Here is a 21,792-nt window from a genome sequence, read left to right as displayed (position 1 = left end):
GAAACGATTAAAAAAACTATTAATCGTTTGAAATGGAGGCCAGGTGTGCGGTGGTGGACAATGGCGACGCCTCGGGCGGTCAGTCCATCAGCGCTTCGACGCCCGGCAGCGGTTTGCCTTCCATCCACTCCAGAAAGGCGCCGCCCGCGGTCGAGACATAGGTGAAGTTATCGGCGACATCCGCCATGTTGAGCGCCGCGACCGTATCGCCGCCGCCGGCTACCGAGATCAGCAGACCCTGTTCCGTTTGTCCGCCGGCGAATTTGGCGACCGTCACCGTCGCCGTATCGAAAGGCGGAATTTCGAATGCTCCGAGCGGGCCATTCCATACGAGGGTTTTCGCCTTGCCGATCCATTCGATGATCGCGGCGACCGAATCCGGGCCGACGTCCAGGATCATCGAATCGGCCGGGATCGCGTCGACCTTGACCTGTTGCGTCTCGGCATGCGCCTTGAACTCGCGCGCAACGACGGCGTCCACCGGCAGCACGATCGCGCAACCGGTGCCGGCAGCCTCGATCATGATCTGCTTGGCGGTGTCCGCCAGCTCATGTTCGCACAGCGATTTCCCGACGTCAGTGCCCCGCGCCGCCAGGAAGGTGTTCGCCATGCCGCCGCCGATGACAAGCGCGTCGACCTTGTGCACGAGGTTCATCAGCAGGTCGATCTTGGTGGAGACCTTGGCGCCACCGACGATGGCGACGACGGGGCGGTCGGGGTCGCCCAGGCCCTGCTCCAGTGCTTCGAGTTCGGCCTGCATCGTCCGTCCGGCATAGGCGGGGAGCAGATGCGCCAGCCCTTCCGTCGAGGCGTGCGCGCGATGCGCCGCCGAAAATGCGTCGTTGACGTAGATGTCGCCTTCTGCAGCCAGCGCCTTTGCGAATTCCGGGTCGTTGGCTTCCTCGCCGGCGTAGAAGCGCACGTTTTCCAGTAGCAATACGTCGCCATTGTTCATGTGCGACATTGCCTCGGCCACGGGCTCGCCGATGCAGTCGGGCGTGAAGTGCACCCGCTGGTCGAGCACCTCTTCCACCTTGTCGGCGATCGGACCGAGCGACATCGTCGTCTCGGGTTTGCCCTTGGGGCGTCCGAAATGCGCAAGCAGGATGACCTTGGCGTTCTTCGACGCCAATTCAAGGATGGTCGGCGCCACGCGTTCGATGCGCGTCGTGTCCGTCACCCTCCCGTCCTTGACCGGCACATTCAGGTCCACGCGGACGAGAACCCGTTTGCCGGCGATATCTTTCAGATCGTCAAGAGTCTTGAATATGGTCATGTCACTGCTCTTCCTGCGAAGTTCAGATGAGCTTGCCCATGGCAACGGCTGTATCCGACATGCGGTTCGAGAAGCCCCACTCATTGTCGTACCAGGACAGGATGCGCACGAATGTGCCATCCATCACCTTGGTCTGGTCCATGTGGAAAATCGACGAATGCGGATTGTGGTTCATGTCGATCGAAACGAGCGATTCATCCGTGAAGGCGAGGATGCCTTTGAGTTCGCCGTTGGCGGCGGTCCGGATGGCGTCGTTGACTTCCTCCACGCTGGTTTCGCGGGAGGCGATGAAATTGAAATCGACAACAGACACATTCGGCGTCGGAACGCGGATGGCGACGCCGTCGAGCTTGCCATTGAGTTCCGGCAGGACGAGGCCGACGGCCTTTGCCGCGCCGGTCGATGTCGGGATCATCGACATGGCTGCGGCGCGCGCGCGATACAGATCCTTGTGCATCGTGTCGAGCGTCGGCTGGTCGCCCGTGTAGGAATGGATGGTCGTCATGAACCCCTTGTCGATGCCGATGGCCTTGTTCAGCGTGTAGGCGACCGGCGCGAGGCAGTTCGTTGTGCAGGATGCATTCGAAACGACGAGGTCGTCGGCTGTCAGCGCATCGGTGTTGACGCCATAGACGATGGTCTTGTCGGCGCCGGAGGCCGGAGCCGAAACGAGAACGCGGCTTGATCCGTTTTCAAGATGCAGCGCCGCTTTTTCCCGCGAGGTGAAGATGCCGGTGCATTCAAGGGCGACGTCCACATCGCCCCAAGGCAATTCCTTGGGGTCGCGGATCGCGGTCACTTTGATCGGACCCTTGCCGACATCGATGGTTTCCCCGTCAACCGTCACTTCCGCCGGAAAGCGGCCGTGAACGCTGTCATATCTCAGCAGGTGCGCGTTCGTTTCAACCGGTCCGAGGTCGTTGATCGCGATCACCTCGATATCAGTCCGGCCCGATTCGATAATGGCGCGCAGCACGTTGCGGCCGATGCGGCCAAATCCGTTGATTGCGACTTTGACGGTCATCAATGGGTCTCCCGAAATATGCCCTTGTCACTCAAGGGGTGTTGACAACTTTTTATTCAGTCTTCCTGGCCAGCCAGGCTTTCCAGCGTCGACAGGATGATTTCGAACGCGTCCTGGGCGGTGATTCCGAAATGACTGTACAGGTCCTTGTAAGGCGCCGATGCGCCAAAACCGTGCATGCCGACGAACAGGCCGTCATTTCCGATAAAACGATCCCAGCCCTGCCGGATTCCGGCTTCGATCGCCACCTTGATAGGCGAATCGCCGATGATGGCTTCCTTGTATTCTTCCGACTGTTCTTCAAACAGCTCGAAGCTCGGGACGGAAACGACACGGGCTACATGGCCAGCCGCCTCAAGTTTTGTGCGCACATCCAGCGCGATCTCGACCTCTGATCCGGAGGCGAAGATCGTGATGTCGGCATCGCTTGACGGCGCGAGATCATAGGCGCCGAAGGCGCACATGTTTTCTTCTTCATACTCCGGACGAATGGACGGAAGATCCTGCCGCGTCAGCGCAAGCGCCGACGGGCGATGCTCCGATTCCAGCGCCAGTTGCCAGCATTCCAGCACTTCCGTCGCATCGGCGGGACGGAAGGTCAGAAGGTTGGGAATGGCGCGCAGCGACGCCATGTGTTCGACCGGCTGGTGGGTCGGTCCGTCTTCTCCCAATCCGATGGAATCGTGCGTCAGGACGTGTATGACTCGGATGCCCATCAGCGCGGCGAGCCTGATCGAGGGGCGGCAATAGTCCGAGAAGATGAGGAAACCGCCGCTATAGGGTATAAGGCCGCCATGCAGGCTGATGCCGTTCATGGCTGCGGCCATGCCGTGTTCGCGCACGCCATAGTGCAGATAGCGGCCGGAGAAATCATCAGGCGTGATGACGCCCATAATCTCGGTCTTTGTGTTGTTGGACCCGGTCAGGTCCGCGGATCCGCCAATTGTTTCCGGAATAGCCGCGTTGATCACGCCGAGCGCTGCTTCGGACGATTTGCGGGTCGCCATGGCCGGTTGTTCGCGGGCGAGCTTTTTCTTGTACGCGTCGATGGCGGACTCGAAGCCGCCGGGCAGACCGCCGTTCATGCGGCGCTCAAAAATCGTCCGGGCCTCGGAAGTCGATTCGGCGAGCCGCTCTTGCCAGGCCTTGCGCTCCTTGGTGGAGCGCAACCCTGCGAGCCGCCACATGTCGACAATATCGGAAGGTATCTCGAAGGGCGCTTCCGACCAGCCGAGCGCTTTCCGCGTTTCCGCAATTTCCTTATCGCCGAGCGGCGATCCATGCGCCTTCGCCGTGCCGGCCTTGGTCGGCGCGCCGAAACCAATGACTGTCTTGCAGGCGATCATCGTCGGTTTGTCCGAGTTGTGCGCGCTTTCGATCGCGTCGGCTATTGCTTCTGTATCGTGACCGTCAACGGAAATGGTGTTCCATCTGGCTGCCTCGAAGCGGGCGATCTGATCGGTGGAGTCGGTAAGGCTGACGGGGCCATCGATCGAAATGCCGTTGTCGTCCCAGAAGACGATCAGCTTGTTGAGCTTGAGGTGGCCCGCAAGTGAAATCGCCTCGTGGCTGATGCCTTCCATAAGGCAACCGTCGCCGGCGAGCACATAGGTGTGGTGGTCGACCAGATCGTCGCCGAATTCGTCGTTGAGCTTGCGCTCTGCAATCGCCATGCCCACGGCGTTCGCCAGACCCTGGCCAAGCGGACCAGTGGTCGTTTCGATGCCGGCGGCATGGCCATATTCAGGATGACCCGCCGTATTCGATCCAAGCTGACGGAAATTCTTGATTTCCTCCAGGTTGATGTCTTCGTATCCGAGCAAATAAAGCAACGAGTAGAGAAGCATCGAACCGTGTCCGGCGGACAGGACGAACCGGTCGCGATCCGGCCAATTGGGCACTTTCGGATCAAATTTCATGAAACGCGTAAACAGGACCGTGGCTATGTCGGCTGCGCCCATCGGCAGCCCGGGGTGACCGGACTTTGCCTTTTCGACGGCGTCCATCGACAGAAAACGGATCGCATTGGCCATCCGGTCGTGTTTTTCGCGTGGGATCATGACAACTCGGCTTTTACAGTCGTTTCAGGAAGGCTCGGGATCGGAACGGTCGGCGATCAGAATTCGCTGTTTTGCGTGGTCGAAATTCTGAACCCCCACAGCCCGTAAAGCAGGTGACACATAGCAGGTGCAAACAAGGAGTCAACAAAGGCCGACCACATAATCCACGTCGCTGAAACCCTTGCGGCGCGGGGTTGGCGCACGCGCCGCGAAGGACTGAATCCTGCAAAAAGCGCCGCGCTGTGAAAAAGTCGCGAACTGTCTTCACGTCAGGGTTCAAATCAAAATCATGTGCACCAGCGTTGCAAGAACGTTGACGGTTGCTTGCGACATTGCTTAATCTCAATACGGTAAGTGCCCGATAACATGGTGATTCGGGTGCTTGCCAGCACAGGGCAACGTGTTATGCCGGGCGCGAAAACAGCAAAAACAGCTCTCGATGAACTGACCAAGGTCCTTACGCGTCTTGAGAACGCAGTGGATGGGCATGTCGAAAAAAGCCGCGACGCGGCTGACGCGGATGAGGAAGTCCAGCGCCTCAACGCGGACCGATCGCGGCTGGCCCAGGAACTCGATCATTCCGAGGATCGCGCGACTCGGCTTCAGGAAGCAAATCGCGAGGTGTCGCGTCGCCTTGTCGCGGCGATGGAAACCATTCGCGCCGTTATCGATCGGTAGGACTCATGGCTGAAGTGACTGTAAATATCGACGGCAAGGCCTACAGAATGGCCTGCGAAGCCGGCCAGGAAGACCATCTGAGCGAACTGGCGAATCGGTTCGACCGTTACGTCAGTCATCTGAAGGGTCAGTTCGGTGAAATCGGCGATCTTCGGCTGACGGTCATGGCCGGCATTCTGGTCATGGACGAGCTTTCGGAGGCCCAACGCAAGCTAGACGGTCTGGAAAACGAGATGGGCAGTCTGAAAAAAACGCGTGACGCGGCGCTCACCCAGGCGGACAAGGCTGAATCCGCGCTGGTCGCTGCGGTCGACGACGTCACAGAGCAGGTCGAGCGCATCGCCATAAAGCTCGAGCAGGCCTGATGCGACTGCGATAAAATTCGGTCGTTCGGACGCTTCCATTTGGCATTTGCAAGGACTATATTCGGATTGCGATCTGCGCTTCCCGACAGGACACACAATCCCCGGGGCCTTAATCGATCCTAAGGGAGCTGTCCCTGTTTAGACCCGTGGGTTTTTTCACACGGCGCCCACCTACTTTGTAGGTTCCCGGGATCGTAAATCGTCCATCGGTCGTCGTGGATCGTCTCGTCGTCTTCTCCACCGCCTGCCCCGGATCTTCTCCATGACGCGTTCACCATCCAAGGCCGAGATTCGCAATTCGGCTTTGTTGTCGCGCGACGCAATGGATCCCGAAGCGCGGATCGAAGCCAGCCTCGCAATTGCTGAAATCGGCGCGGGTTCGATTGACATCCGCCCCGGCGAGATCGTGTCCGGTTTCTGGCCGATCCGCTCGGAAGTCGATGTTCGTCCCCTGATGTTCCGGTTGATGGAGAAGGGCGCGCGTCTGTGCCTGCCGGTCGTGATCGACCGCACGACCATCCGCTTCCGCGGACTTGTGCGCGGCGCGCCGATGGTTGACACCGGTTTCGGCACGGCGGGCCCTGGAGAAGAAGCGGAAGTTCTAGATCCGGATCTGATTCTGGCGCCGCTGGCCGCGTTCGATTTGACCGGACACCGTATAGGCTATGGCGCGGGACACTATGACAGAGCCATTGCCAGACTACGCGACAGGGGTAAGATGCCACGGCTGATCGGCGTCGCGCTGGACGTCCAGGAGGTCGAAACCGTTCCCGCGGAGGATCATGATATTCCGCTGCCGGCCATATTAACGGAAAGCGGCATGCGCCGTTTTTCCGTCCAAGACTGATACAGGTGTTGTTGAATGCGTTTGCTTTTTCTGGGGGATATGGTCGGCCGCAACGGACGTAACGCCGTCTGGAAAAAATTGCCGACGCTGATCGAGGAATACAGCTTTGATTTTGTCGTCGTGAACGGCGAAAACGCCGCCGGCGGATTCGGCATCACCGAAGAAATCTATTTAAGGACGATCGAGGCCGGCGCAGATGTGGTGACCACAGGCAACCATGTCTGGGATCAGCGCGAAGCCCTCATCTTCTGTGACAGTCATGATCGTTTTCTGCGGCCAGCCAATTTTCCGTCAGGAACGCCGGGTCGCGGCTCCGGCCTCTATTTGGCAAAAAACGGCGCGCGGGTGCTGGTTTCCAACATCATGGGCCGGGTTTTCATGCATCCGGATCTCGATGATCCTTTCCAGGCCGCCGAAGACGAACTCGCGGCCTGTCCGCTCGGAGAACAGGCGGACGCGGTGGTGTTCGATTTCCATGCCGAGGCGACAAGCGAGAAGCAGTGCTTTGGTCACTTCGTGGACGGCCGCGCGAGCCTTGTCGTCGGCACCCATACGCATATTCCGACGGCGGATTACCAGATTCTCAATGGCGGCACGGCCTATATGAGCGATGTGGGCATGTGCGGGGACTATGATTCATCGATTGGGATGGACAAGGAAGAACCGCTGCAGCGCTTCGTCAACAAAATCCCGAAGGGCCGGTTCGAGGTTGCTGACGGCCCGGTGACGGTGTGCGGCGTGGCGGTCGAGATCTCGGACCGCACGGGCCTTGCCGAAAAGATTTCGCCGTTGCGCATCGGAGCGCGGCTTCAGGAAGCGCTCCCGGTTTTCGACTAAGTCTGCGCCGACGTCATACCCCGTTAAGCACGATGATCGTTGGCTGGTCCGGCAGTGTGCGCAGACTGAGCGTCAGATTGTCGGAGTTGCGGAATTCGTGGGCGAAATCCGCGCCGAACAGGTTCAGAAACGAGCCGATGGATGATCCGCGACGGTGCATCGGCAGAATGACCGAAGCCCTGAGCCGCTTGACGATTTCACTCATGCTTTCATGACCGATGGTCAGGCCGCCGTCGACGGGCACCATAACCACGTCGAGCCGACCGATTGCCGCAATATGGCTGTCGTCAAGTTCATGGTGCAGGTGACCGAGGTGGCCGATGCAGAGACCTGCGACTTCGAAGATGAAGATCGAGTTGCCGTCCTTCTCGAAGCCCGAAAAGACCGATCTGATATCGGTTGTGACATTGCGGACATAGGCGTCGCCCACCACCAGACTGTGTTTGATCGGCCCGTCGCCCTCGGGGTTCCATCCGGTCAGCACATAGTCGATGGCGGGATCGGGGCTGGCGGTCCAGTGGCTGGAATGCGCCTTGTTCATCGTCACGACGGACGGGGGATCGCGAAAGCCGATATAGCCGTTGTAGTCGGTTGCGATGGTGACGCCTCCGGCGGTCTCAACGAAATAGGTGGAGTGCGTTACATAGGTAAAACGCACATGATTTCTTTCCACCGGCTCGCCATTGACCGGCTGCGCCTGTGGGCGGGTTTGCCGGCCGGCGATCGCCTGGCAGATTGAGACCGCCCGCGGCGCTTCGTCGACGCTGCTCTGGATCTGCAGCGGTTGTGTGCTCATCCCGCTCGTGAAGAGAAAAATCGCAATGACGGCCAGCGCCTGGCCTGAGTTCCGCATGAAGTTCGTCATGGTCCCTGCCCCGTCTGATCGATCCCGTATGAAGAAGAATAGGTAAGTATGCGCCGCAGTCCATAGGCAGCGACTCTCTTTTGATCAAAGCATGCTGGCGGCGCGCGCCTCGAAGGAATGTGACGCGCGACAGCGGGTCCTTCTGGACGACATCTGCGTCTTTGCCTATAAGGCGGCAAATTTCACAATAAGACTTTGGACGGAGCGCCATGGCAGGCCATTCGAAATTCAAGAACATAATGCACCGCAAGGGACGTCAGGACGCCCAGCGCTCGAAGCTGTTCTCCAAACTTTCAAAGGAAATCACCGTCGCCGCCAAGATGGGCGGGGGGGACATCGAGGGTAATCCGCGGCTCCGCCTGGCGGTGCAGAACGCCAAGGGCCAGTCGATGCCCAAGGACAATATCCAGCGCGCCATCAACAAAGGCGCCGGCGGCGACAGCGAAGACTACGAGGAAATCCGCTACGAGGGCTACGGCCCGGGCGGCATCGCCGTCATCGTCGAGGTGCTGACCGACAATCGCAATCGCTCGGCCTCCAACGTGCGCGCCTGCTTTACCAAGAACGGCGGAACGCTTGGCGAGACCGGATCGGTCGCCTTCATGTTTGATCGCGTGGGCGAAATCATCTACAAGCCGGAGGCGGGCGACGAGGACGCCATCATGGAAGCGGCGATCGAGGCGGGCGCTGACGATGTGCAGTCCGGCCCTGACGGACACGTTATAAGTTGCGCTTTCGAGGATATCGGTGACGTGTCGACGGCTCTGGAGGAGACGCTTGGCGAAGCTGAATCGGTCAAACCCGTCTGGAAGCCGCAAACCGAAACAGCAGTCGACGAGGACAAGGCGGGAACGTTGTTGAAGCTCATCGACGCGCTCGAAGACGATGACGACGTACAGAACGTCTACGCCAATTTCGACATTTCCGACGATGTGATGTCGAAACTCGCGACTGCCTGAATTTCCATTGTTCGCAGTGCTGTTTTGAACCCGGGTCGGTGCGCTGATCCGGGTTTTATTGTTAGTATTTACGAAATGTTTTTGTTTTGTTCGCATCTGTATGCCATAGCTGACAATAACGAACGGGCTTGAAGAGAGGTCATGGCGCACCAAGACACCTGTCGAATCATCGGAATCGATCCCGGCTTGAGACGCACCGGCTGGGGCGTTGTCGAGAGTCTGGGCAACGGGTTGCGGTTTGTGGCTTCCGGCACGGTGCGTTCCGACGGCAGCCTGGATCTGGCGTCGCGGCTGTGCCAGTTGCACGAGGGGCTGACGGAGATACTTCATGCTTATCGTCCCGATGAAGCGGCGGTGGAGGCGACTTTCGTCAACAAGGATGCGTCCGCCACCCTCAAGCTCGGACAGGCGCGGGGCGTGGCCCTGCTGGTGCCCGGGCTTGCGGGGCTCAAAGTCTCCGAATATGCCCCGAATGCGGTCAAGAAATCCGTGATCGGCGTCGGACATGGCGACAAGAAGCAAATCCACATGATGGTGCGGGTTTTGATGCCGCGCGCGGAGTTCGACACCGACGACGCCGCCGACGCGCTCGCCATCGCCATTTGTCACGCCCACAACAGGAAAAGCGCGGATTTACAGATGCGGATTGCCGCCGGCTGATGAAAGAAGACGAATGATCGGAAAGCTCAAGGGAACAATCGAGGAAATCGGGGAGGATCACGTTCTCATCGATGTACACGGCGTGTGTTATGTCGTCTTCTGTTCGGCGCAAACGCTGGCCGGGCTCGGTTCCGTCGGCGAAGCGGTGACGCTGCAGATCGAGACATTCGTGCGCGAGGACCAGCTCAAGCTTTACGGTTTCGCCTCGGCGATCGAGCGGGAATGGTTCCGGCTGCTGCAAAGCGTGCAGGGGGTCGGCGCCAAGGTTGCGCTTGCCGTTCTATCCACCCTGTCGGCGCCGGATCTGGCCAATGCGGTCGCGCTGCAAGACAAGGCGATGGTGGCCCGGGCGCCAGGCATCGGACCCAAGGTGGCGCAACGCATCGTCACCGAACTGAAGAACAAGGCGCCGGCCTTTGCGGGCGACGCCGGCATGGCGATCGGCCTGAAACAGCAGATCGGCGACGGCGTGGCGAGCGGTCCGGTCAGCGATGCGGTTTCAGCGCTTGCAAATCTCGGCTATTCGAGAGACCAGGCGGCCTCGGCCGTCGCGGCGGCGCTCAAGCACGCCGGCGAGAATACGGATTCGGCCGCTCTCATCAGGCTTGGCCTGCGGGAGTTGGCGCAGTGACGGGACAATTGGACTGAACCATGAGTGAGCCGAACAGGATCGTGTCCGGAGAGCGTCGCGGCGAAGACGTGGAAACATCGCTGCGGCCGCAGACGCTTGACGATTTCGTCGGTCAGGCGGACGCCCGTTCCAACCTCAAGGTGTTCATAGAGGCGGCGAGAGGCCGCGAGGAAGCGCTCGATCACGTACTTTTCGTGGGTCCTCCGGGGCTCGGCAAGACGACGCTCGCCCAGATCATGGCGCGGGAGCTGGGCGTCAATTTCAGATCCACTTCCGGGCCGGTTATCGCCAAGGCGGGGGACCTTGCAGCGCTTCTGACGAACCTCGAAGACCGCGACGTGCTTTTTATCGACGAGATCCACAGATTGAATCCGGCGGTGGAGGAGATTCTTTACCCGGCGATGGAGGATTTCCAGCTCGATTTGATCATCGGCGAGGGGCCGGCCGCGCGGTCCGTCAAGATCGAACTGGCCCGTTTCACGCTCGTCGCCGCCACCACGCGGCTCGGTCTTCTCACGACGCCTTTGCGAGACCGGTTCGGAATTCCGGTGCGTCTGAATTTCTACACTATCGCGGAGCTCGAACATATCGTCAAACGCGGCTCGCGCATGATGGGGTTACCGATAACCGATGACGGCGCGCTCGAGATCGCCCGTCGGGCACGCGGCACGCCGCGCATCGCAGGCCGCCTGCTGCGGCGCGTGCGTGACTTTGCGGAAGTCGCCAAGGCCGAATCCGTGACAAAACAGATCGCCGACGAAGCCTTGACCCGCCTTGCGGTCGACCAGAAAGGCCTCGACCAGCTCGATATCCGGTATCTCGGGATGATCGCTGGCAATTTCGGAGGCGGGCCAGTGGGGATAGAAACCATTGCCGCTGGCCTGTCGGAACCGCGCGACGCGATCGAGGACATCATCGAGCCCTATCTGATCCAGCAGGGGCTAATTCAGCGCACGCCGCGCGGGCGCATCCTGACCGCCAACGCCTGGCGGCATCTTGGTCTCGACGTCCCGCGCGATCTGGCCCAGCAGCAGATCAGCCTCTTCCAGGAAGATCCGGAACGATAAGAACCCGCGCGCTCAGCGCGTCAGCATGCCGGCCACGGATTTCTTCAGAAGAGGCAAACCACCCGGACGCCAGCCGAGGCCACGCAGTTTATCCGTATCCATAATGTTCGGCAGGCTATCCGACCGCCCCGGCAAGGCGTGCGAGCATCCGGTTTGGAGCCTGACCATGTCGAGCAGGTCATGGCGATCAACCAGAATATCGGACACGTTGAAGATTTCACCCGATACTGCCTCGACCGGTTTTTCGAGCAAAAGTGCGACGGCGCTGGCCACATCGACTCCGTGCACCTCGGTTCCGCAGCGCGCGCCGATCGGTTCTCCGGCCAGATAGTCCGCGAAGAGATCTTCCCATTTGTGCGTTGTGTCGGTCGGGGATTGGCCATAGACGCCGGTAATACGAAGACTGGCGACGGAAAGCGGTGAACTTCGCGAAAGCGTCTGAAGATGTATCTCACTGGCCCGCTTGACGGCGCCGTACTCGGTATCCGGATTACACGATGTGGTCTCGAACAGCTTCACGCCCTTCGGATGCTTGCCATAGACGGCCCGGGTCGAGAGAAAGACGCCGCGCTTCACGCCGCTCTCTGCCGCTGTCTCGAACAATTTTACGGTCGCATCGAGATTGCGCGCCCTGAAGCCCTCAACATCGTCGCCTTCACCGCCGCGGTAACGGCCAGGCACATGCGAGAAGGCCGCATGGACGAGGCAATCGAACCCCTCCATGACAGATGTGTAATCGGCGTCCGGATCGAGATCGAAAAGGTGGAAGTTGACTGCGCTGGAAAACAGGGTCGGATCGGGCTCGCGCCGACCGGCGATTGTGACATCGTGGCCGTCGGCGGCAAGTCGGCGAACGATAAAACGCCCGACGAGACCGCTTCCTCCCGTTACAAGGATTCGCATCAGTCCTGTCCGGTTGGGTTGGCGAGGTTGGCGATGTCGGGAATATTCTCTCCGGAATAATAAGCCTTCCAGAGTTCGATCAGAGGCGCCAGGTGTTCAGCCTTCGGATTGTCCTTTTCCCAAGGCTTTTCGTACTGGTAATGCAAGACGCCAATCGATTTCCAGTCCCAGAGTTCAGGCAGGTTGAACCAGACATATTGAAGCATGTTGTAGAAGACCGGCAGTCCGTGCCATTCACCGAAATAGTCCTGGAGGAAGGTCTGGTCCGTGCGCCGCCAGAAGGCGTCGGGCGAATCGAGCTTCTGCATCATGTCTGCGAAGGTGTCGTCAGACGGTCGCGCCACGAAGACGCCGGAATTCAGCCGGTGAAAATCGGCGACCGTCTCATAGACGTTCGGCGCCGCCGAGAATTCCGGATAGGCGAACAGCCTGTCGATGTTGCGCAGGACCAGCGCGTCGGCGTCAATGAAGACGCAGCGCTCGTATTGCGTCATTTGCCACAGCCTCAGCTTGACGAAATTGTCGAGCGGCGTGTGGAAACCGGGCTTGCGCCCTTTGGTGAACGGCGAATTGGCGTGCAGTTTCGCGCGCGCATGCCGATCATTGAACGCATCGGACGTGGGCAGGAGATCCGCCGCGACAAGACGCGCGCCAAGCGCGGAAATTGGCGCCAGATCGTCAGCCGAGACGCCTCCGGTATGCAGCACGACGATGTCGGCCTGGGGTCCCGTCAGTCGTATCGATCTGACGAGGGCGAGCGCGCCGCCGGCGTAGTCGGCGTTGGTGACGAGCGTCACGTAGGCGAAGCGATGTGCCGCCGGCGCGTCCTCGCGAAGGCTATTTTCAGTCATGCCTGCGTCAGGAAGCCGATTTCAGGGCTTTGCCTTCCGGATCGGTGTTGAGCGTGGGCTTGATGTCCTTCGTCCACGCGGAGGCGGCCGGAATACGGCTACGATCGACGCGGTAAGCGAATTTCTTCGCGACATCGACGACTTCTTCCAGCAGACCTTCTTCCAGGGTGATCGGATTGAGACCAAGCTGAAGGAACTGATCGTTCTTGACAACCAGATCGTTCTCGGCCGCTTCCTTGCGCGGATTGGGGAGGTAGGCGATCTTCGCGTCGGCGATTCGCGCGACGATTTCGGCGAGGTCGCGCACACGGTGCGTTTCCGTCATCTGGTTGAAGATCTTGACCTTGTCGCCACGCCCGGGCGCGCTCTTCAGCGCCAGTTCGACGCAGCGCACGGAATCCTGGATATGGATGAAGGCGCGCGTCTGACCACCAGTGCCGTGTACTGTCAGCGGATAGCCGATGGCGGCCTGGATCAGGAAGCGGTTCAGCACCGTTCCGTAGTCGCCATCATAGTCGAACCGGTTGATGAGCTGCGGGTGGCGCCGCGTCTGGTCGGTGTGCGTGCCCCAGACGATGCCCTGGTGCAGGTCGGTAATTCTCAGCCCATCATTCTTCGCATAGAACTGGAAGAGCAACTGATCCAGACACTTTGTCATGTGATAGATGGATCCCGGATTGGCGGGATACAGGATTTCCTGGGTTGCGGTGACGCCGTCCATCGTCTCGATGCCAACCGGCAGATAGCCTTCGGGAATGGCGGCCCCGACGGTCGAATAGCCGTAGACGCCCATGGTGCCGAGATGCACGAGATGCGCGTCCGTGTCGGTTTCGACAAGCGCGTTCAGCAAATTATGCGTCGCGTTGACATTATTGTTGACGGTGTAGTTCTTGTGCCGGTCGGATTTCATCGAATAGGGCGCGGCGCGCTGTTCGGCGAAGTGAACGATGGCGTCTGGCTGGTTTTCCGTCAGCCAGTTCTTCAGCACATCGTAATCCCGCGCAATGTCGATCAGGTGGAAATGGATGCGGCGGCCAGTTTCCTCATGCCATATGCGGGTCCGTTCCTGAATGGAGTCCATCGGCGTCAGCGACTGCACGCCCAGTTCCGTATCGATCCAACGCCGGCTCAGATTGTCGATGATATGGACGTCGTGTCCAAGTTGCGACAGGTGCAGCGATGTGGGCCAGCCGACGAATCCGTCGCCACCGAGAACAGCAATTTTCATCCAATTCATCTCCGTTTGCGCATCTGTGCGATGCATGGTCCGAAAGGCGACGACACGCCGTCAGCTTTCCGGTATCGGTCCACATCCGGAACCGCTGCGGCCTGCGCCGTCCGGTTCGCGCGGCAAATCCCCCGATTCCGAAAAGCGTTAGCGCCGGAATGTGTCAGGATTGCAATGGCTCTTTCCACAATTCGGCGGTCGCATCAAGCACTTGCCATTGCTCTTCCATCGGAAATATGGTCCGTCGGGTCGCGCAAAGGCGCTTGCAGAAGGAGGTTGCGTTGTCTCTCACGCTTGCGGGAACGATCACCGAAGACGGTCACCGGTTGATGCAGCGTGTCTATTACGAAGACACCGATTTTTCAGGCGTGGTCTATCATGCCCGCTACCTGCATTTCCTGGAGCGGGGTCGGACCGACTATCTGCGCTGCCTCGGAATTACCCAGGGCGATATGCGCATGGGAGACGAGGAAGGCAGCGCCGCCTTTGTCGTACGGCGCATGTTGATCGATTTCCTCGCCGCTGCCCGGATGGACGATATTGTCGAAATCCGAACCCGCACGCGCAGGGTCACCGGGGCCCGGCTGGAACTCGAACAGGAGATTGGGATCGGGGACAGGCTGCTCCTTACAGCCGCCGTCACCGTGGCTGTGGTCAACGGAGAAGGTCGGGTCAGACGGCTGCCGGACGGCCTTTCCGCGCTATTCTCAGTCTGAAGTTGCAATCGGCGATAAAATGCCGCGAATGCCCGGTTTTATTGTCATAACCTGTCATTAACCATAAATATGTCTTAATGATCGGGCGGAGGATGGCGCGATCGGTCGCGCCTTCCTTTGACCAAAGTTTGTCGCGACACAAATTGGCGGGTGAGTGGACATATCGGATTTTTCAATCTGCCGAATATTGCGTGGATATGCGCGATTTGACGCCGGTTTTTAAGGTGCGCGCATTGTCCGGACGCTCGGATTCGAAGGTAAGTTGAATGGAACAGGTAGGATTGGCTGCTACAGGTGACATCACTCTGTGGTCGCTGTTCATGCAGGCGGGCATTGTCGTCAAGATTGTCATTCTCGGATTGATCGTCGCATCGATCTGGACGTGGGCGATCATTGTCGACAAATCTTTTAGTTATGGGCGCACGCGTCGCCAGTATGACCGTTTCGAGCAGGTGTTCTGGTCGGGGCAGTCTCTGGAAGAGCTTTATCAGTCCTTGCAGGATCGCACGACGACCGGCATGGGCACGATTTTCGTCTCGGCGATGCGGGAGTGGAAAAAATCTTTCGAGCGCGGCGCTCGCACTCCGATGGGCTTGCAGATGCGTATCGACAAGGCGATGGATGTCGCGCTCGCCAGGGAAACGGAGGGCCTTGAGGCCCGGCTCGGTTCGCTCGCGTCGATCGGCGCTTCAGCGCCGTTCATCGGCCTGTTCGGAACGGTCGTCGGAATCATGACGTCCTTCCAGGCGATCGCTGGCTCTAAATCGACGAACCTCGCTGTTGTAGCTCCCGGCATCGCCGAGGCGCTGCTGGCCACCGCCATCGGTCTCCTTGCGGCCATCCCCGCGGTCATCGCCTACAACAAGTTTTCCGCGGATGCGGGCAAGCTGACGGCGCGCATGGAAGGTTTCGCAGACGAGTTTTCGGGCATCCTGTCTCGTCAGATCGACGAACGCATGCAGTCCCGCCAGGCGGCGGAGTAGGAGTTTCAACCATGGCTATCGCCACGGGAAGCATGATGGGCGCCAAGCGAGGCCGGCCTTCAGGACGTCGCGGCCGGCGCATGGCGCCGATGGCGGAGATCAACGTCACGCCGTTTGTTGACGTCATGCTTGTTCTTTTGATCATCTTCATGGTCGCGGCGCCGCTCCTGACGGTCGGCGTTCCCATCGATTTGCCGGAGACCGACGCGAGCGCGCTCAATTCCGAGACCCAGCCGATCACCATTTCCGTGAACGATCAGGGCCAGATTTTCCTTCAGGAAACCGAGGTGCCATTCGACGAGATCGTCGCCAAACTCCAGGCGATTGCGACGACCGGCTATCAGGAGCGCATCTATGTGCGCGGTGACCGTAATGCCGACTACGGAACGGTGATGAAGGTCATGGCGCGCATCTCGTCCGCCGGATATCGCAATCTTGGCCTCGTTACGCTCCAGGAGCAGGAGGGGTGAACCCAGTCAATGAAGATTGGCCTCACCATATCCACGATATTGCACGCCGTCCTTCTCGGTTGGGGCCTGATCGTCCTGGCGCCTCCAAAGTCGCATGACGTGGCTGATGTCGAGGCGCTTCCGGTCGATATCATTCCCGTATCGTCGATCACCCAGGTCCAGCAGGGCGTGAAAGAGGAACCGGAGCGCGAGATCGCTGCGCCCTTGCCCACGGTGCGCCCGGAGCCGGTCGAGGACGCCCAGACCATTGGAAACAACACCGTGGACCTGAAATCGGCGGATACCGAAAAACAGGCCGACCTTACGGTCGAGAAGGCGATTGAGACCGCCTCTGCGCCGGCCAGCGAACCGGCGCCTGTTCCCGAGCCCAAAGTCAAAGTAGAGCCGACGGAAACGCCGAAGCCACAGGCGGCGACCGAAATCGCATCGCTGCCGGAAAAACCTCAGGAAGTTTCTCCAGATCCCGTCGATGAGCCGATCGAGCAGCCAAAACCGGAAGAAGCCGCTCTGCCTGAGAGGATACCAACGCCGAAGGCGCGGCCGGAGCCGCCCAAGCGCACCGAGGTCGCCGCCCGACAGGAGAGTGATTTCAACGCCGATCAGATCGAGGCGTTGCTGAACCGGCAGGACACCGCCGGCGGGGGCGCCGCGCGCAGCCGCAAGCAGGCCAGCCTCGGTTCGGACACCCAACAGGTCGCGCAAACGCTTTCGATCAGCGAGATTGACGCCCTGAGGCGCAAGGTGGAAAGCTGCTGGCAACTCGTTGCCGGAATGTCGGGGGCGGAAGATGTGCGGATCCAGGTGAAGATGAACCTGAACCAGTCGGGATATATCGACGGTCAGCCGCAGGTTGATGCGCGCGGCGGAACCGACACGGCGCGCCGAACGCTTTCCGACAGCGTGCGACGGGCAGTTCTGCGTTGCGAACCCTACGAACTGCCGATCGAGAAATACGGGGTCTGGTCGAATGTCGTTTTGAATTTCGACCCCAGTCAAATGTTCTAGAAAAGTAACGGAAACCGATGTTTTACAAAAGCTTGAGCAGAAAGAAACAAAGAGCGGGGAATGGTTCGGCGATCGTTCTGTGCGCCTTGGCGATCATGCTCGTCGCCCTGATGCCGGCCAAGGCACTGGTCGAGATCGACATCAACAAGGGCAATGTCGAACCGCTGCCGCTCGCGGTGACCGAGTTCATCTCGGATGACGATATCGGACGGCAGATTTCCGAGGTCATAGCAGCCGATCTGCGTCGGTCAGGCCTGTTTGCGCCAATCGATCCGAAGGCCTTTATCCAGAAGATCACCAATCCGGACGTCGCGCCACGTTTTGAGGACTGGAGGGTAATCAACGCCCAGGCGATCGTCGTCGGGCGCGTAACCCGCGAAGCGGACGGGCGCCTGAAAACAGAATTCCGCCTGTGGGACACATTCGCCGCGCAGCAGTTGATCGGTCAGCAATTCTTTACCCAGCCCGAGAACTGGCGTCGCGTCGCGCATATCATCGCCGATGCGATCTACCAGCGGCTGACGGGCGAGCGCGGCTATTTCGACACGCGCGTCGTGTTCGTTTCGGAAACCGGGCCGCGCAACGATCGCCGCAAGCAACTGGCCATCATGGATCAGGATGGCGCCAATCTGAGGTTTCTGACCCAGGGCGACGACCTTGTTCTGACGCCGCGCTTCTCGCCCAACCGTCAGGAAGTGACCTATATGTCTTTCGCCAACGGCGAGCCGCGCGTCTATCTGCTGCAACTGGAGACAGGTCAGCGCGAACTGGTCGGCAATTTCCCTGGCATGACCTTCTCGCCGCGGTTTTCTCCCGACGGCCAGAAAGTGATCATGAGTCTGGAGCAGGGCGGCAACGCCAACATCTACACGATGGATCTCCGCTCCCGATCAACCACCAGGCTCACCAATACGACCGCCATCGACACCTCGCCCTCCTATTCTCCGGACGGACGGCAGATTGTCTTTGAATCCGATCGCGGCGGACGTCAGCAGCTCTATGTCATGAACGCCGACGGCAGCGATCAAAAACGGATTTCCTTCGGGGACGGGTCCTATTCGACCCCGGTCTGGTCGCCGCGCGGAGACCTTATCGCCTTCACCAAGCAGTCTGGCGGCAAGTTCTCCATCGGTGTCATGCGACCGGACGGATCGGGCGAACGCATTCTGACCACCGGATTTCACAATGAAGGACCGACCTGGGCGCCGAATGGCCGGGTCATCATGTTCTTCAGGCAGCCGGCGGGCGCCGGCGGACCGCAACTCTATTCCATTGATCTGACAGGCTACAATGAACAGAGGATCGATACGCCGAATTTCGGTTCCGATCCGGCCTGGTCGCCATTGCTGGAATGAACAGGGAAGACATTAACAAAAGTCGCCACAAGGCAATGCCCGGACACTATCACGAACAAAAGTCGTCAATTCGAGGAGACAGACTATGACAACCCTGACAAGGATCGCGCGGAATCCGGTCGTGCTGGCGTTGGCGGTAACGCTCGCGCTCGCCGGATGTTCGTCCAAGAGATCGATGCCCAACAATCCGGGCGAACTGGGACTGGGCGGCAACGCCGCGCCGGGTTCGCGCCAGGATTTCACGCTGAATGTGGGCGACCGGATTTTCTTCAACACCGACTCATCGTCCATCCGGCCGGATGCGGCGGCGACGCTCAACAAGCAGGCCCAATGGCTGCAGAAATACCCGAATGTGAGCGTGACCATAGAAGGTCATGCCGACGAACGCGGCACGCGTGAATACAACCTGGCGCTCGGCGCCCGGCGCGCGGCGGCGACCCGCAACTATCTCGCTTCGCGCGGCGTGGCGGCTTCCAGGATTAAGACGATATCCTACGGCAAGGAGCGGCCGGTGGCCGTCTGCGACGATATTTCCTGCTGGTCGCAGAACCGCCGCGCAGTTACGGTTGTCGGTGGCGCGGGCTCCTGACAGGCGTCGCTTCATTTTCAAGGCTTTCACCGGTCACTCAGGCGGGTTAGTCTTGACGACGGGGCCGTCGAAGACACAGTAAGGGCCGACCGGTCATTCCGGTCGGTCAGCCGTTTCCTGGGGGTGAATTTTGAAAGGAAAAATGGGCATGAATATTCGAATCGCCGCCGCAACAGCGTTGTTCCTGGCGTTGATTCCGGCGCAATCTTTTTCCGCCAGTCCGATGACGAATTACGGATCCTTGTTTCAGGCGCCGCAGGACAGCGTTTCCGGCGAGGGACGTCGCGCGGCCGCTCCCGTCATCCTGGCCCAGGCGGGCGACATGTCTTTTCGCGTCGGTCAGCTTGAAGAACAGATCAGAGCGCTGAACGGCCGCATTGAAGAGTTGAGTTTCCAGCTTCTGGAAATGCAGGAGCAAATGCGCCGGATGCAGGAGGACAATGAATACCGCTTCCAGGAACTCGAAGGCGGCGGCCGCCGTGGAGACGCCGCGCCTGCGCGCCAGGACGACACGGATGTTGCTGTGATAGACAGCGTGACAGACTCGTCCGATCAGGAACGCGTTGAAGGAACGCTGGGCGAACTGACATTCGATCAGGACACCCTGCAGGGCGGTGAACTCGACGCGCCGACAAACACCGATCAGACCCAGACAGCAGCGTTGCCTGAAACCGGCAGGGAGCAGCTTTGGAACGCCGCCTATGGCAATGTCCTTTCCGGCGACTATGCGCTTGCGGAGCAGGATTTTCAGCGCTTTATCCAGGAATATCCGGATTCTCCAAAGATCTCGGACGCCTATTTCTGGCTGGGCGAGTCGCAATATGCGCAGGGGCAGTACAATGTCGCGGCGCGAACCCTGTTGACCGCGCACAAGCAGTTTCCTCAATCCGCCAAGGCGCCGGAAATGCTGCTGAAACTCGGCATGTCGCTTGCCGCTCTCAATAACCGGGACACGGCCTGCGCGACTTATCGGGAGGTCCTGCTGCGCTATCCCAAGGCTTCGGAAGCCCTGAAAAAGAAGGTGGCGATAGAGCAGGGCGCAATGAGCTGCTGATGTTCCACTCCGGAGACCTGACCATGTCTCCCGAGGAAGTCGTACGCATCTTTGTCAATCGACTGGGCCCGGATCGGCCGCTTGCAATCGCCGTGTCAGGCGGCGGTGATTCCATCGCTCTTCTCAATCTTCTCGTCGAGGCCCGCAATCGAGGCGAAATTGCCTATTTGCTGGCAATTACCGTCGATCACGGCCTGCGCGCCGGTTCGGACACGGAAGCCCGACAGGTCGCGGCCTGGTGCGCCGAACTCGATGTCGACCATGCCATTGCGACGTGGAAAGGCCTGAAACCGGCGACCGGCCTGCAGAACGAGGCCAGGCTTGCGCGGTACCGGCTTGTTCGCGAGACCGCAATGGCGCGCGGCGTCAATTGCGTTGCGACCGCCCATAACGCCGACGATCAGGTTGAAACCGTGCGAATGCGCGGAATGAGAAATCCAGGCCGCGGTCTGTCCGGCATGGCCCAAAACGTTCTCTATCGGCGTGACTTCTGGATTCTACGCCCGCTGCTCGGCGTGCGCCGGACTGATCTGCGGCGTTATCTGGAAAATAGCGGCAAGCGCTGGATCGATGACCCAAGCAACGAGGACAGGCGTTTCGAACGCGTGCGCATTCGACAGGACATGCAGGATTTCGAAGACGATCTGGTGGATATCGAGAAGAACGCATCGGAGAGAGTAACAGACGCGCTTGAGACCGCCTCTGTATTCGAGACCTCCGTTTCTGCGCATCACCCGGCGCTCGCGCGCATGCAAATTTCGCCGCGGGAACAGCGCGCGTGGCTGCAGGCTCTGGCGTTTCTTCTCTCGATCATGGGCGGGCGTCAGCATCTGCCGGGGGCGGAACTGATGGATCGCGTCGCCCAATTCGCCAAGTCGAACGCAAAGGGGCGCATGACGGCTGGAAGATGCGTCATAGAGAAGCACGGGGATCTATTTTTCATCTACAGGGAAAACCGCAATTTGCCGACGGTCCGGCTTGAACCGGGCGAAAGCCTGATTTGGGACGGGCGATACGAAGTGGCGAATTCATCGTCAGACCAAACCGCGATCCTGTATCCAATGGGTGATGTGGAAGCAGAAACAGGATTGGAGCCGGCGTACAAAGAGGCGCCAAAGGGGCTGCTTGCGCGGGCGCATCGGACGTTGCCAACCTGTCGTTCCGCAGCAGCATCTTCTGTAGAAAGTCCTTCGGTCGAATTCATGCGCATACTCGCTCCGTTCGACCTGTTTTTGCCTGAATTCGACATGATAATCGCCAGATCATGCGCGAAACTCTTCGGCGCGCCGAATTATCCCGCGCCGCCCTTGCGTCATTGAGGTCGGAAACTGCCGGATATTATTAACCTGTCGCCTCACTTGGCCCGATC

At 59.7% G+C, this 21,792-nt stretch carries 23 protein-coding genes and 1 other RNA gene; 17 read left to right on the top strand and 7 right to left on the bottom strand.

The genetic code is table 11. The features are described 5' to 3' along the window. Positions 1–79 precede the first annotated feature (79 nt). Genes AAFN47_RS07785 through tkt form a run of 3 tightly spaced genes read right to left on the bottom strand, consistent with a single transcriptional unit; the run spans position 80 to position 4,360 of the window. On the bottom strand, positions 80–1,276 hold the full coding sequence (locus tag AAFN47_RS07785; RefSeq protein ID WP_499808634.1) for a phosphoglycerate kinase: 1,197 nt from the start codon (positions 1,274–1,276) through the stop codon (positions 80–82). A gap of 22 nt (positions 1,277–1,298) precedes the next feature. Beyond that, positions 1,299–2,300, bottom strand: a complete 1,002-nt coding sequence (gene gap / locus AAFN47_RS07780) for a type I glyceraldehyde-3-phosphate dehydrogenase (protein ID WP_499808633.1) — start codon at positions 2,298–2,300, stop codon at positions 1,299–1,301. A gap of 56 nt (positions 2,301–2,356) precedes the next feature. Next, complete coding sequence (tkt, locus tag AAFN47_RS07775) at positions 2,357–4,360, bottom strand: transketolase (RefSeq protein WP_499808632.1); 2,004 nt, start codon at positions 4,358–4,360, stop codon at positions 2,357–2,359. Positions 4,361–4,765: 405 nt separating this feature from the next. Between tkt and AAFN47_RS07770 the strand changes: the two genes are divergently transcribed. The 5 genes from AAFN47_RS07770 (at position 4,766) to AAFN47_RS07750 (ending at position 7,087) form a co-directional block, all read left to right on the top strand. After that, the gene (locus AAFN47_RS07770; RefSeq protein WP_499808631.1) at positions 4,766–5,038 is read left to right on the top strand and encodes a DUF4164 domain-containing protein; all 273 of its coding nucleotides are present in this window, start codon (positions 4,766–4,768) and stop codon (positions 5,036–5,038) included. A 5-nt stretch (positions 5,039–5,043) separates the two neighbouring features. Continuing rightward, entirely contained in the window at positions 5,044–5,403 is a 360-nt protein-coding gene (locus AAFN47_RS07765) for a cell division protein ZapA (RefSeq protein ID WP_499808630.1), read from the top strand. A 67-nt stretch (positions 5,404–5,470) separates the two neighbouring features. Further along, positions 5,471–5,629, top strand: a non-coding RNA gene (gene ssrS / locus AAFN47_RS07760) — 6S RNA. 36 nt (positions 5,630–5,665) lie between these two features. Further along, a complete protein-coding gene (locus AAFN47_RS07755) occupies positions 5,666–6,250 on the top strand; it encodes a 5-formyltetrahydrofolate cyclo-ligase (RefSeq protein WP_499808629.1) in 585 nt (194 codons plus the stop codon). A 15-nt stretch (positions 6,251–6,265) separates the two neighbouring features. Next, positions 6,266–7,087: a TIGR00282 family metallophosphoesterase gene (locus tag AAFN47_RS07750; RefSeq protein WP_499808628.1), complete on the top strand. Its 822-nt coding sequence runs from the start codon at positions 6,266–6,268 to the stop codon at positions 7,085–7,087. A 13-nt stretch (positions 7,088–7,100) separates the two neighbouring features. On the opposite strand, the gene AAFN47_RS07745 is transcribed toward AAFN47_RS07750, so the two are convergent. Beyond that, positions 7,101–7,952 carry an MBL fold metallo-hydrolase gene (locus tag AAFN47_RS07745; protein ID WP_499808627.1) on the bottom strand — a complete coding sequence of 284 codons (852 nt, stop codon included), beginning with the start codon at positions 7,950–7,952 and terminating at the stop codon, positions 7,101–7,103. Positions 7,953–8,161: 209 nt separating this feature from the next. Here AAFN47_RS07745 and AAFN47_RS07740 point away from each other — a divergent pair, with 209 nt between their 5' ends. From AAFN47_RS07740 to ruvB, 4 genes are all read left to right on the top strand, one after another. Then, on the top strand, positions 8,162–8,911 hold the full coding sequence (locus AAFN47_RS07740) for a YebC/PmpR family DNA-binding transcriptional regulator (RefSeq protein ID WP_499808626.1): 750 nt from the start codon (positions 8,162–8,164) through the stop codon (positions 8,909–8,911). A gap of 141 nt (positions 8,912–9,052) precedes the next feature. After that, complete coding sequence (gene ruvC / locus AAFN47_RS07735; protein WP_499808625.1) at positions 9,053–9,571, top strand: crossover junction endodeoxyribonuclease RuvC; 519 nt, start codon at positions 9,053–9,055, stop codon at positions 9,569–9,571. Between the two features lie 13 nt (positions 9,572–9,584). After that, entirely contained in the window at positions 9,585–10,202 is a 618-nt protein-coding gene (gene ruvA / locus AAFN47_RS07730; RefSeq protein WP_499808624.1) for a Holliday junction branch migration protein RuvA, read from the top strand. 20 nt (positions 10,203–10,222) lie between these two features. Next, complete coding sequence (gene ruvB / locus AAFN47_RS07725) at positions 10,223–11,269, top strand: Holliday junction branch migration DNA helicase RuvB (RefSeq protein ID WP_499808623.1); 1,047 nt, start codon at positions 10,223–10,225, stop codon at positions 11,267–11,269. A gap of 12 nt (positions 11,270–11,281) precedes the next feature. Here the strand turns inward: ruvB and AAFN47_RS07720 are convergent, their stop codons facing one another. From AAFN47_RS07720 to AAFN47_RS07710, 3 genes are read right to left on the bottom strand one after another with little or no spacing between them, the layout of a single operon-like run. Further along, positions 11,282–12,172 (bottom strand): NAD-dependent epimerase/dehydratase family protein, encoded by an 891-nt coding sequence (locus AAFN47_RS07720; protein WP_499808622.1) that lies wholly within the window; start codon positions 12,170–12,172, stop codon positions 11,282–11,284. Beyond that, on the bottom strand, positions 12,172–13,023 hold the full coding sequence (locus AAFN47_RS07715) for a glycosyltransferase (RefSeq protein ID WP_499808621.1): 852 nt from the start codon (positions 13,021–13,023) through the stop codon (positions 12,172–12,174). Before AAFN47_RS07715 ends, AAFN47_RS07720 begins: the two co-directional genes overlap by 1 nt. Positions 13,024–13,030: 7 nt before the next feature. Then, positions 13,031–14,251 (bottom strand): NAD-dependent epimerase/dehydratase family protein, encoded by a 1,221-nt coding sequence (locus tag AAFN47_RS07710; RefSeq protein ID WP_499808620.1) that lies wholly within the window; start codon positions 14,249–14,251, stop codon positions 13,031–13,033. 236 nt (positions 14,252–14,487) lie between these two features. On the opposite strand from AAFN47_RS07710, the gene ybgC reads away from it, so the two are divergent. The 8 genes from ybgC to tilS all read left to right on the top strand — a co-directional run bounded on the left by ybgC (position 14,488) and on the right by tilS (position 21,742). Next, positions 14,488–14,967 carry a tol-pal system-associated acyl-CoA thioesterase gene (gene ybgC / locus AAFN47_RS07705; protein WP_499808619.1) on the top strand — a complete coding sequence of 160 codons (480 nt, stop codon included), beginning with the start codon at positions 14,488–14,490 and terminating at the stop codon, positions 14,965–14,967. Between the two features lie 266 nt (positions 14,968–15,233). Then, positions 15,234–15,950, top strand: a complete 717-nt coding sequence (gene tolQ, locus AAFN47_RS07700; protein ID WP_499808618.1) for a protein TolQ — start codon at positions 15,234–15,236, stop codon at positions 15,948–15,950. A gap of 32 nt (positions 15,951–15,982) precedes the next feature. Further along, entirely contained in the window at positions 15,983–16,420 is a 438-nt protein-coding gene (gene tolR / locus AAFN47_RS07695; RefSeq protein ID WP_499808701.1) for a protein TolR, read from the top strand. 9 nt (positions 16,421–16,429) lie between these two features. Beyond that, a complete protein-coding gene (gene tolA, locus AAFN47_RS07690; protein WP_499808617.1) occupies positions 16,430–17,425 on the top strand; it encodes a cell envelope integrity protein TolA in 996 nt (331 codons plus the stop codon). 95 nt (positions 17,426–17,520) lie between these two features. Next, the gene (gene tolB / locus AAFN47_RS07685; RefSeq protein WP_499808700.1) at positions 17,521–18,780 is read left to right on the top strand and encodes a Tol-Pal system beta propeller repeat protein TolB; all 1,260 of its coding nucleotides are present in this window, start codon (positions 17,521–17,523) and stop codon (positions 18,778–18,780) included. Positions 18,781–18,865: 85 nt separating this feature from the next. After that, entirely contained in the window at positions 18,866–19,369 is a 504-nt protein-coding gene (gene pal / locus AAFN47_RS07680; protein WP_499808616.1) for a peptidoglycan-associated lipoprotein Pal, read from the top strand. 148 nt (positions 19,370–19,517) lie between these two features. Further along, complete coding sequence (ybgF, locus tag AAFN47_RS07675; RefSeq protein WP_499808615.1) at positions 19,518–20,423, top strand: tol-pal system protein YbgF; 906 nt, start codon at positions 19,518–19,520, stop codon at positions 20,421–20,423. After that, positions 20,423–21,742 carry a tRNA lysidine(34) synthetase TilS gene (gene tilS / locus AAFN47_RS07670; protein ID WP_499808614.1) on the top strand — a complete coding sequence of 440 codons (1,320 nt, stop codon included), beginning with the start codon at positions 20,423–20,425 and terminating at the stop codon, positions 21,740–21,742. Before ybgF ends, tilS begins: the two co-directional genes overlap by 1 nt. The last annotated feature ends 50 nt before the right edge of the window (positions 21,743–21,792 follow it).

Origin of the sequence: Hoeflea sp. CAU 1731 (assembly GCF_039888615.1) — a bacterium.
Taxonomy (GTDB): Bacteria; Pseudomonadota; Alphaproteobacteria; order Rhizobiales; family Rhizobiaceae; genus Flavimaribacter.
The sequence above is the reverse complement of the archived record's forward strand: the minus strand, read 5'-3'. Positions and strand labels throughout refer to the sequence as shown.

Bases quoted from the DNA above. Each gene is read 5' to 3' on its own strand.
- AAFN47_RS07785 (WP_499808634.1), bottom strand. From the start codon at position 1,276: ATGACCATATTCAAGACTCTTGACGATCTGAAAGATATCGCCGGCAAA.
- gap (WP_499808633.1), bottom strand. From the start codon at position 2,300: ATGACCGTCAAAGTCGCAATCAACGGATTTGGCCGCATCGGCCGCAAC.
- tkt (WP_499808632.1), bottom strand. From the start codon at position 4,360: ATGATCCCACGCGAAAAACACGACCGGATGGCCAATGCGATCCGTTTT.
- AAFN47_RS07770 (WP_499808631.1), top strand. From the start codon at position 4,766: ATGCCGGGCGCGAAAACAGCAAAAACAGCTCTCGATGAACTGACCAAG.
- AAFN47_RS07765 (WP_499808630.1), top strand. From the start codon at position 5,044: ATGGCTGAAGTGACTGTAAATATCGACGGCAAGGCCTACAGAATGGCC.
- AAFN47_RS07755 (WP_499808629.1), top strand. From the start codon at position 5,666: ATGACGCGTTCACCATCCAAGGCCGAGATTCGCAATTCGGCTTTGTTG.
- AAFN47_RS07750 (WP_499808628.1), top strand. From the start codon at position 6,266: ATGCGTTTGCTTTTTCTGGGGGATATGGTCGGCCGCAACGGACGTAAC.
- AAFN47_RS07745 (WP_499808627.1), bottom strand. From the start codon at position 7,952: ATGACGAACTTCATGCGGAACTCAGGCCAGGCGCTGGCCGTCATTGCG.
- AAFN47_RS07740 (WP_499808626.1), top strand. From the start codon at position 8,162: ATGGCAGGCCATTCGAAATTCAAGAACATAATGCACCGCAAGGGACGT.
- ruvC (WP_499808625.1), top strand. From the start codon at position 9,053: ATGGCGCACCAAGACACCTGTCGAATCATCGGAATCGATCCCGGCTTG.
- ruvA (WP_499808624.1), top strand. From the start codon at position 9,585: ATGATCGGAAAGCTCAAGGGAACAATCGAGGAAATCGGGGAGGATCAC.
- ruvB (WP_499808623.1), top strand. From the start codon at position 10,223: ATGAGTGAGCCGAACAGGATCGTGTCCGGAGAGCGTCGCGGCGAAGAC.
- AAFN47_RS07720 (WP_499808622.1), bottom strand. From the start codon at position 12,172: ATGCGAATCCTTGTAACGGGAGGAAGCGGTCTCGTCGGGCGTTTTATC.
- AAFN47_RS07715 (WP_499808621.1), bottom strand. From the start codon at position 13,023: ATGACTGAAAATAGCCTTCGCGAGGACGCGCCGGCGGCACATCGCTTC.
- AAFN47_RS07710 (WP_499808620.1), bottom strand. From the start codon at position 14,251: ATGAAAATTGCTGTTCTCGGTGGCGACGGATTCGTCGGCTGGCCCACA.
- ybgC (WP_499808619.1), top strand. From the start codon at position 14,488: ATGGTCCGTCGGGTCGCGCAAAGGCGCTTGCAGAAGGAGGTTGCGTTG.
- tolQ (WP_499808618.1), top strand. From the start codon at position 15,234: ATGGAACAGGTAGGATTGGCTGCTACAGGTGACATCACTCTGTGGTCG.
- tolR (WP_499808701.1), top strand. From the start codon at position 15,983: ATGATGGGCGCCAAGCGAGGCCGGCCTTCAGGACGTCGCGGCCGGCGC.
- tolA (WP_499808617.1), top strand. From the start codon at position 16,430: ATGAAGATTGGCCTCACCATATCCACGATATTGCACGCCGTCCTTCTC.
- tolB (WP_499808700.1), top strand. From the start codon at position 17,521: ATGCTCGTCGCCCTGATGCCGGCCAAGGCACTGGTCGAGATCGACATC.
- pal (WP_499808616.1), top strand. From the start codon at position 18,866: ATGACAACCCTGACAAGGATCGCGCGGAATCCGGTCGTGCTGGCGTTG.
- ybgF (WP_499808615.1), top strand. From the start codon at position 19,518: ATGAATATTCGAATCGCCGCCGCAACAGCGTTGTTCCTGGCGTTGATT.
- tilS (WP_499808614.1), top strand. From the start codon at position 20,423: ATGTTCCACTCCGGAGACCTGACCATGTCTCCCGAGGAAGTCGTACGC.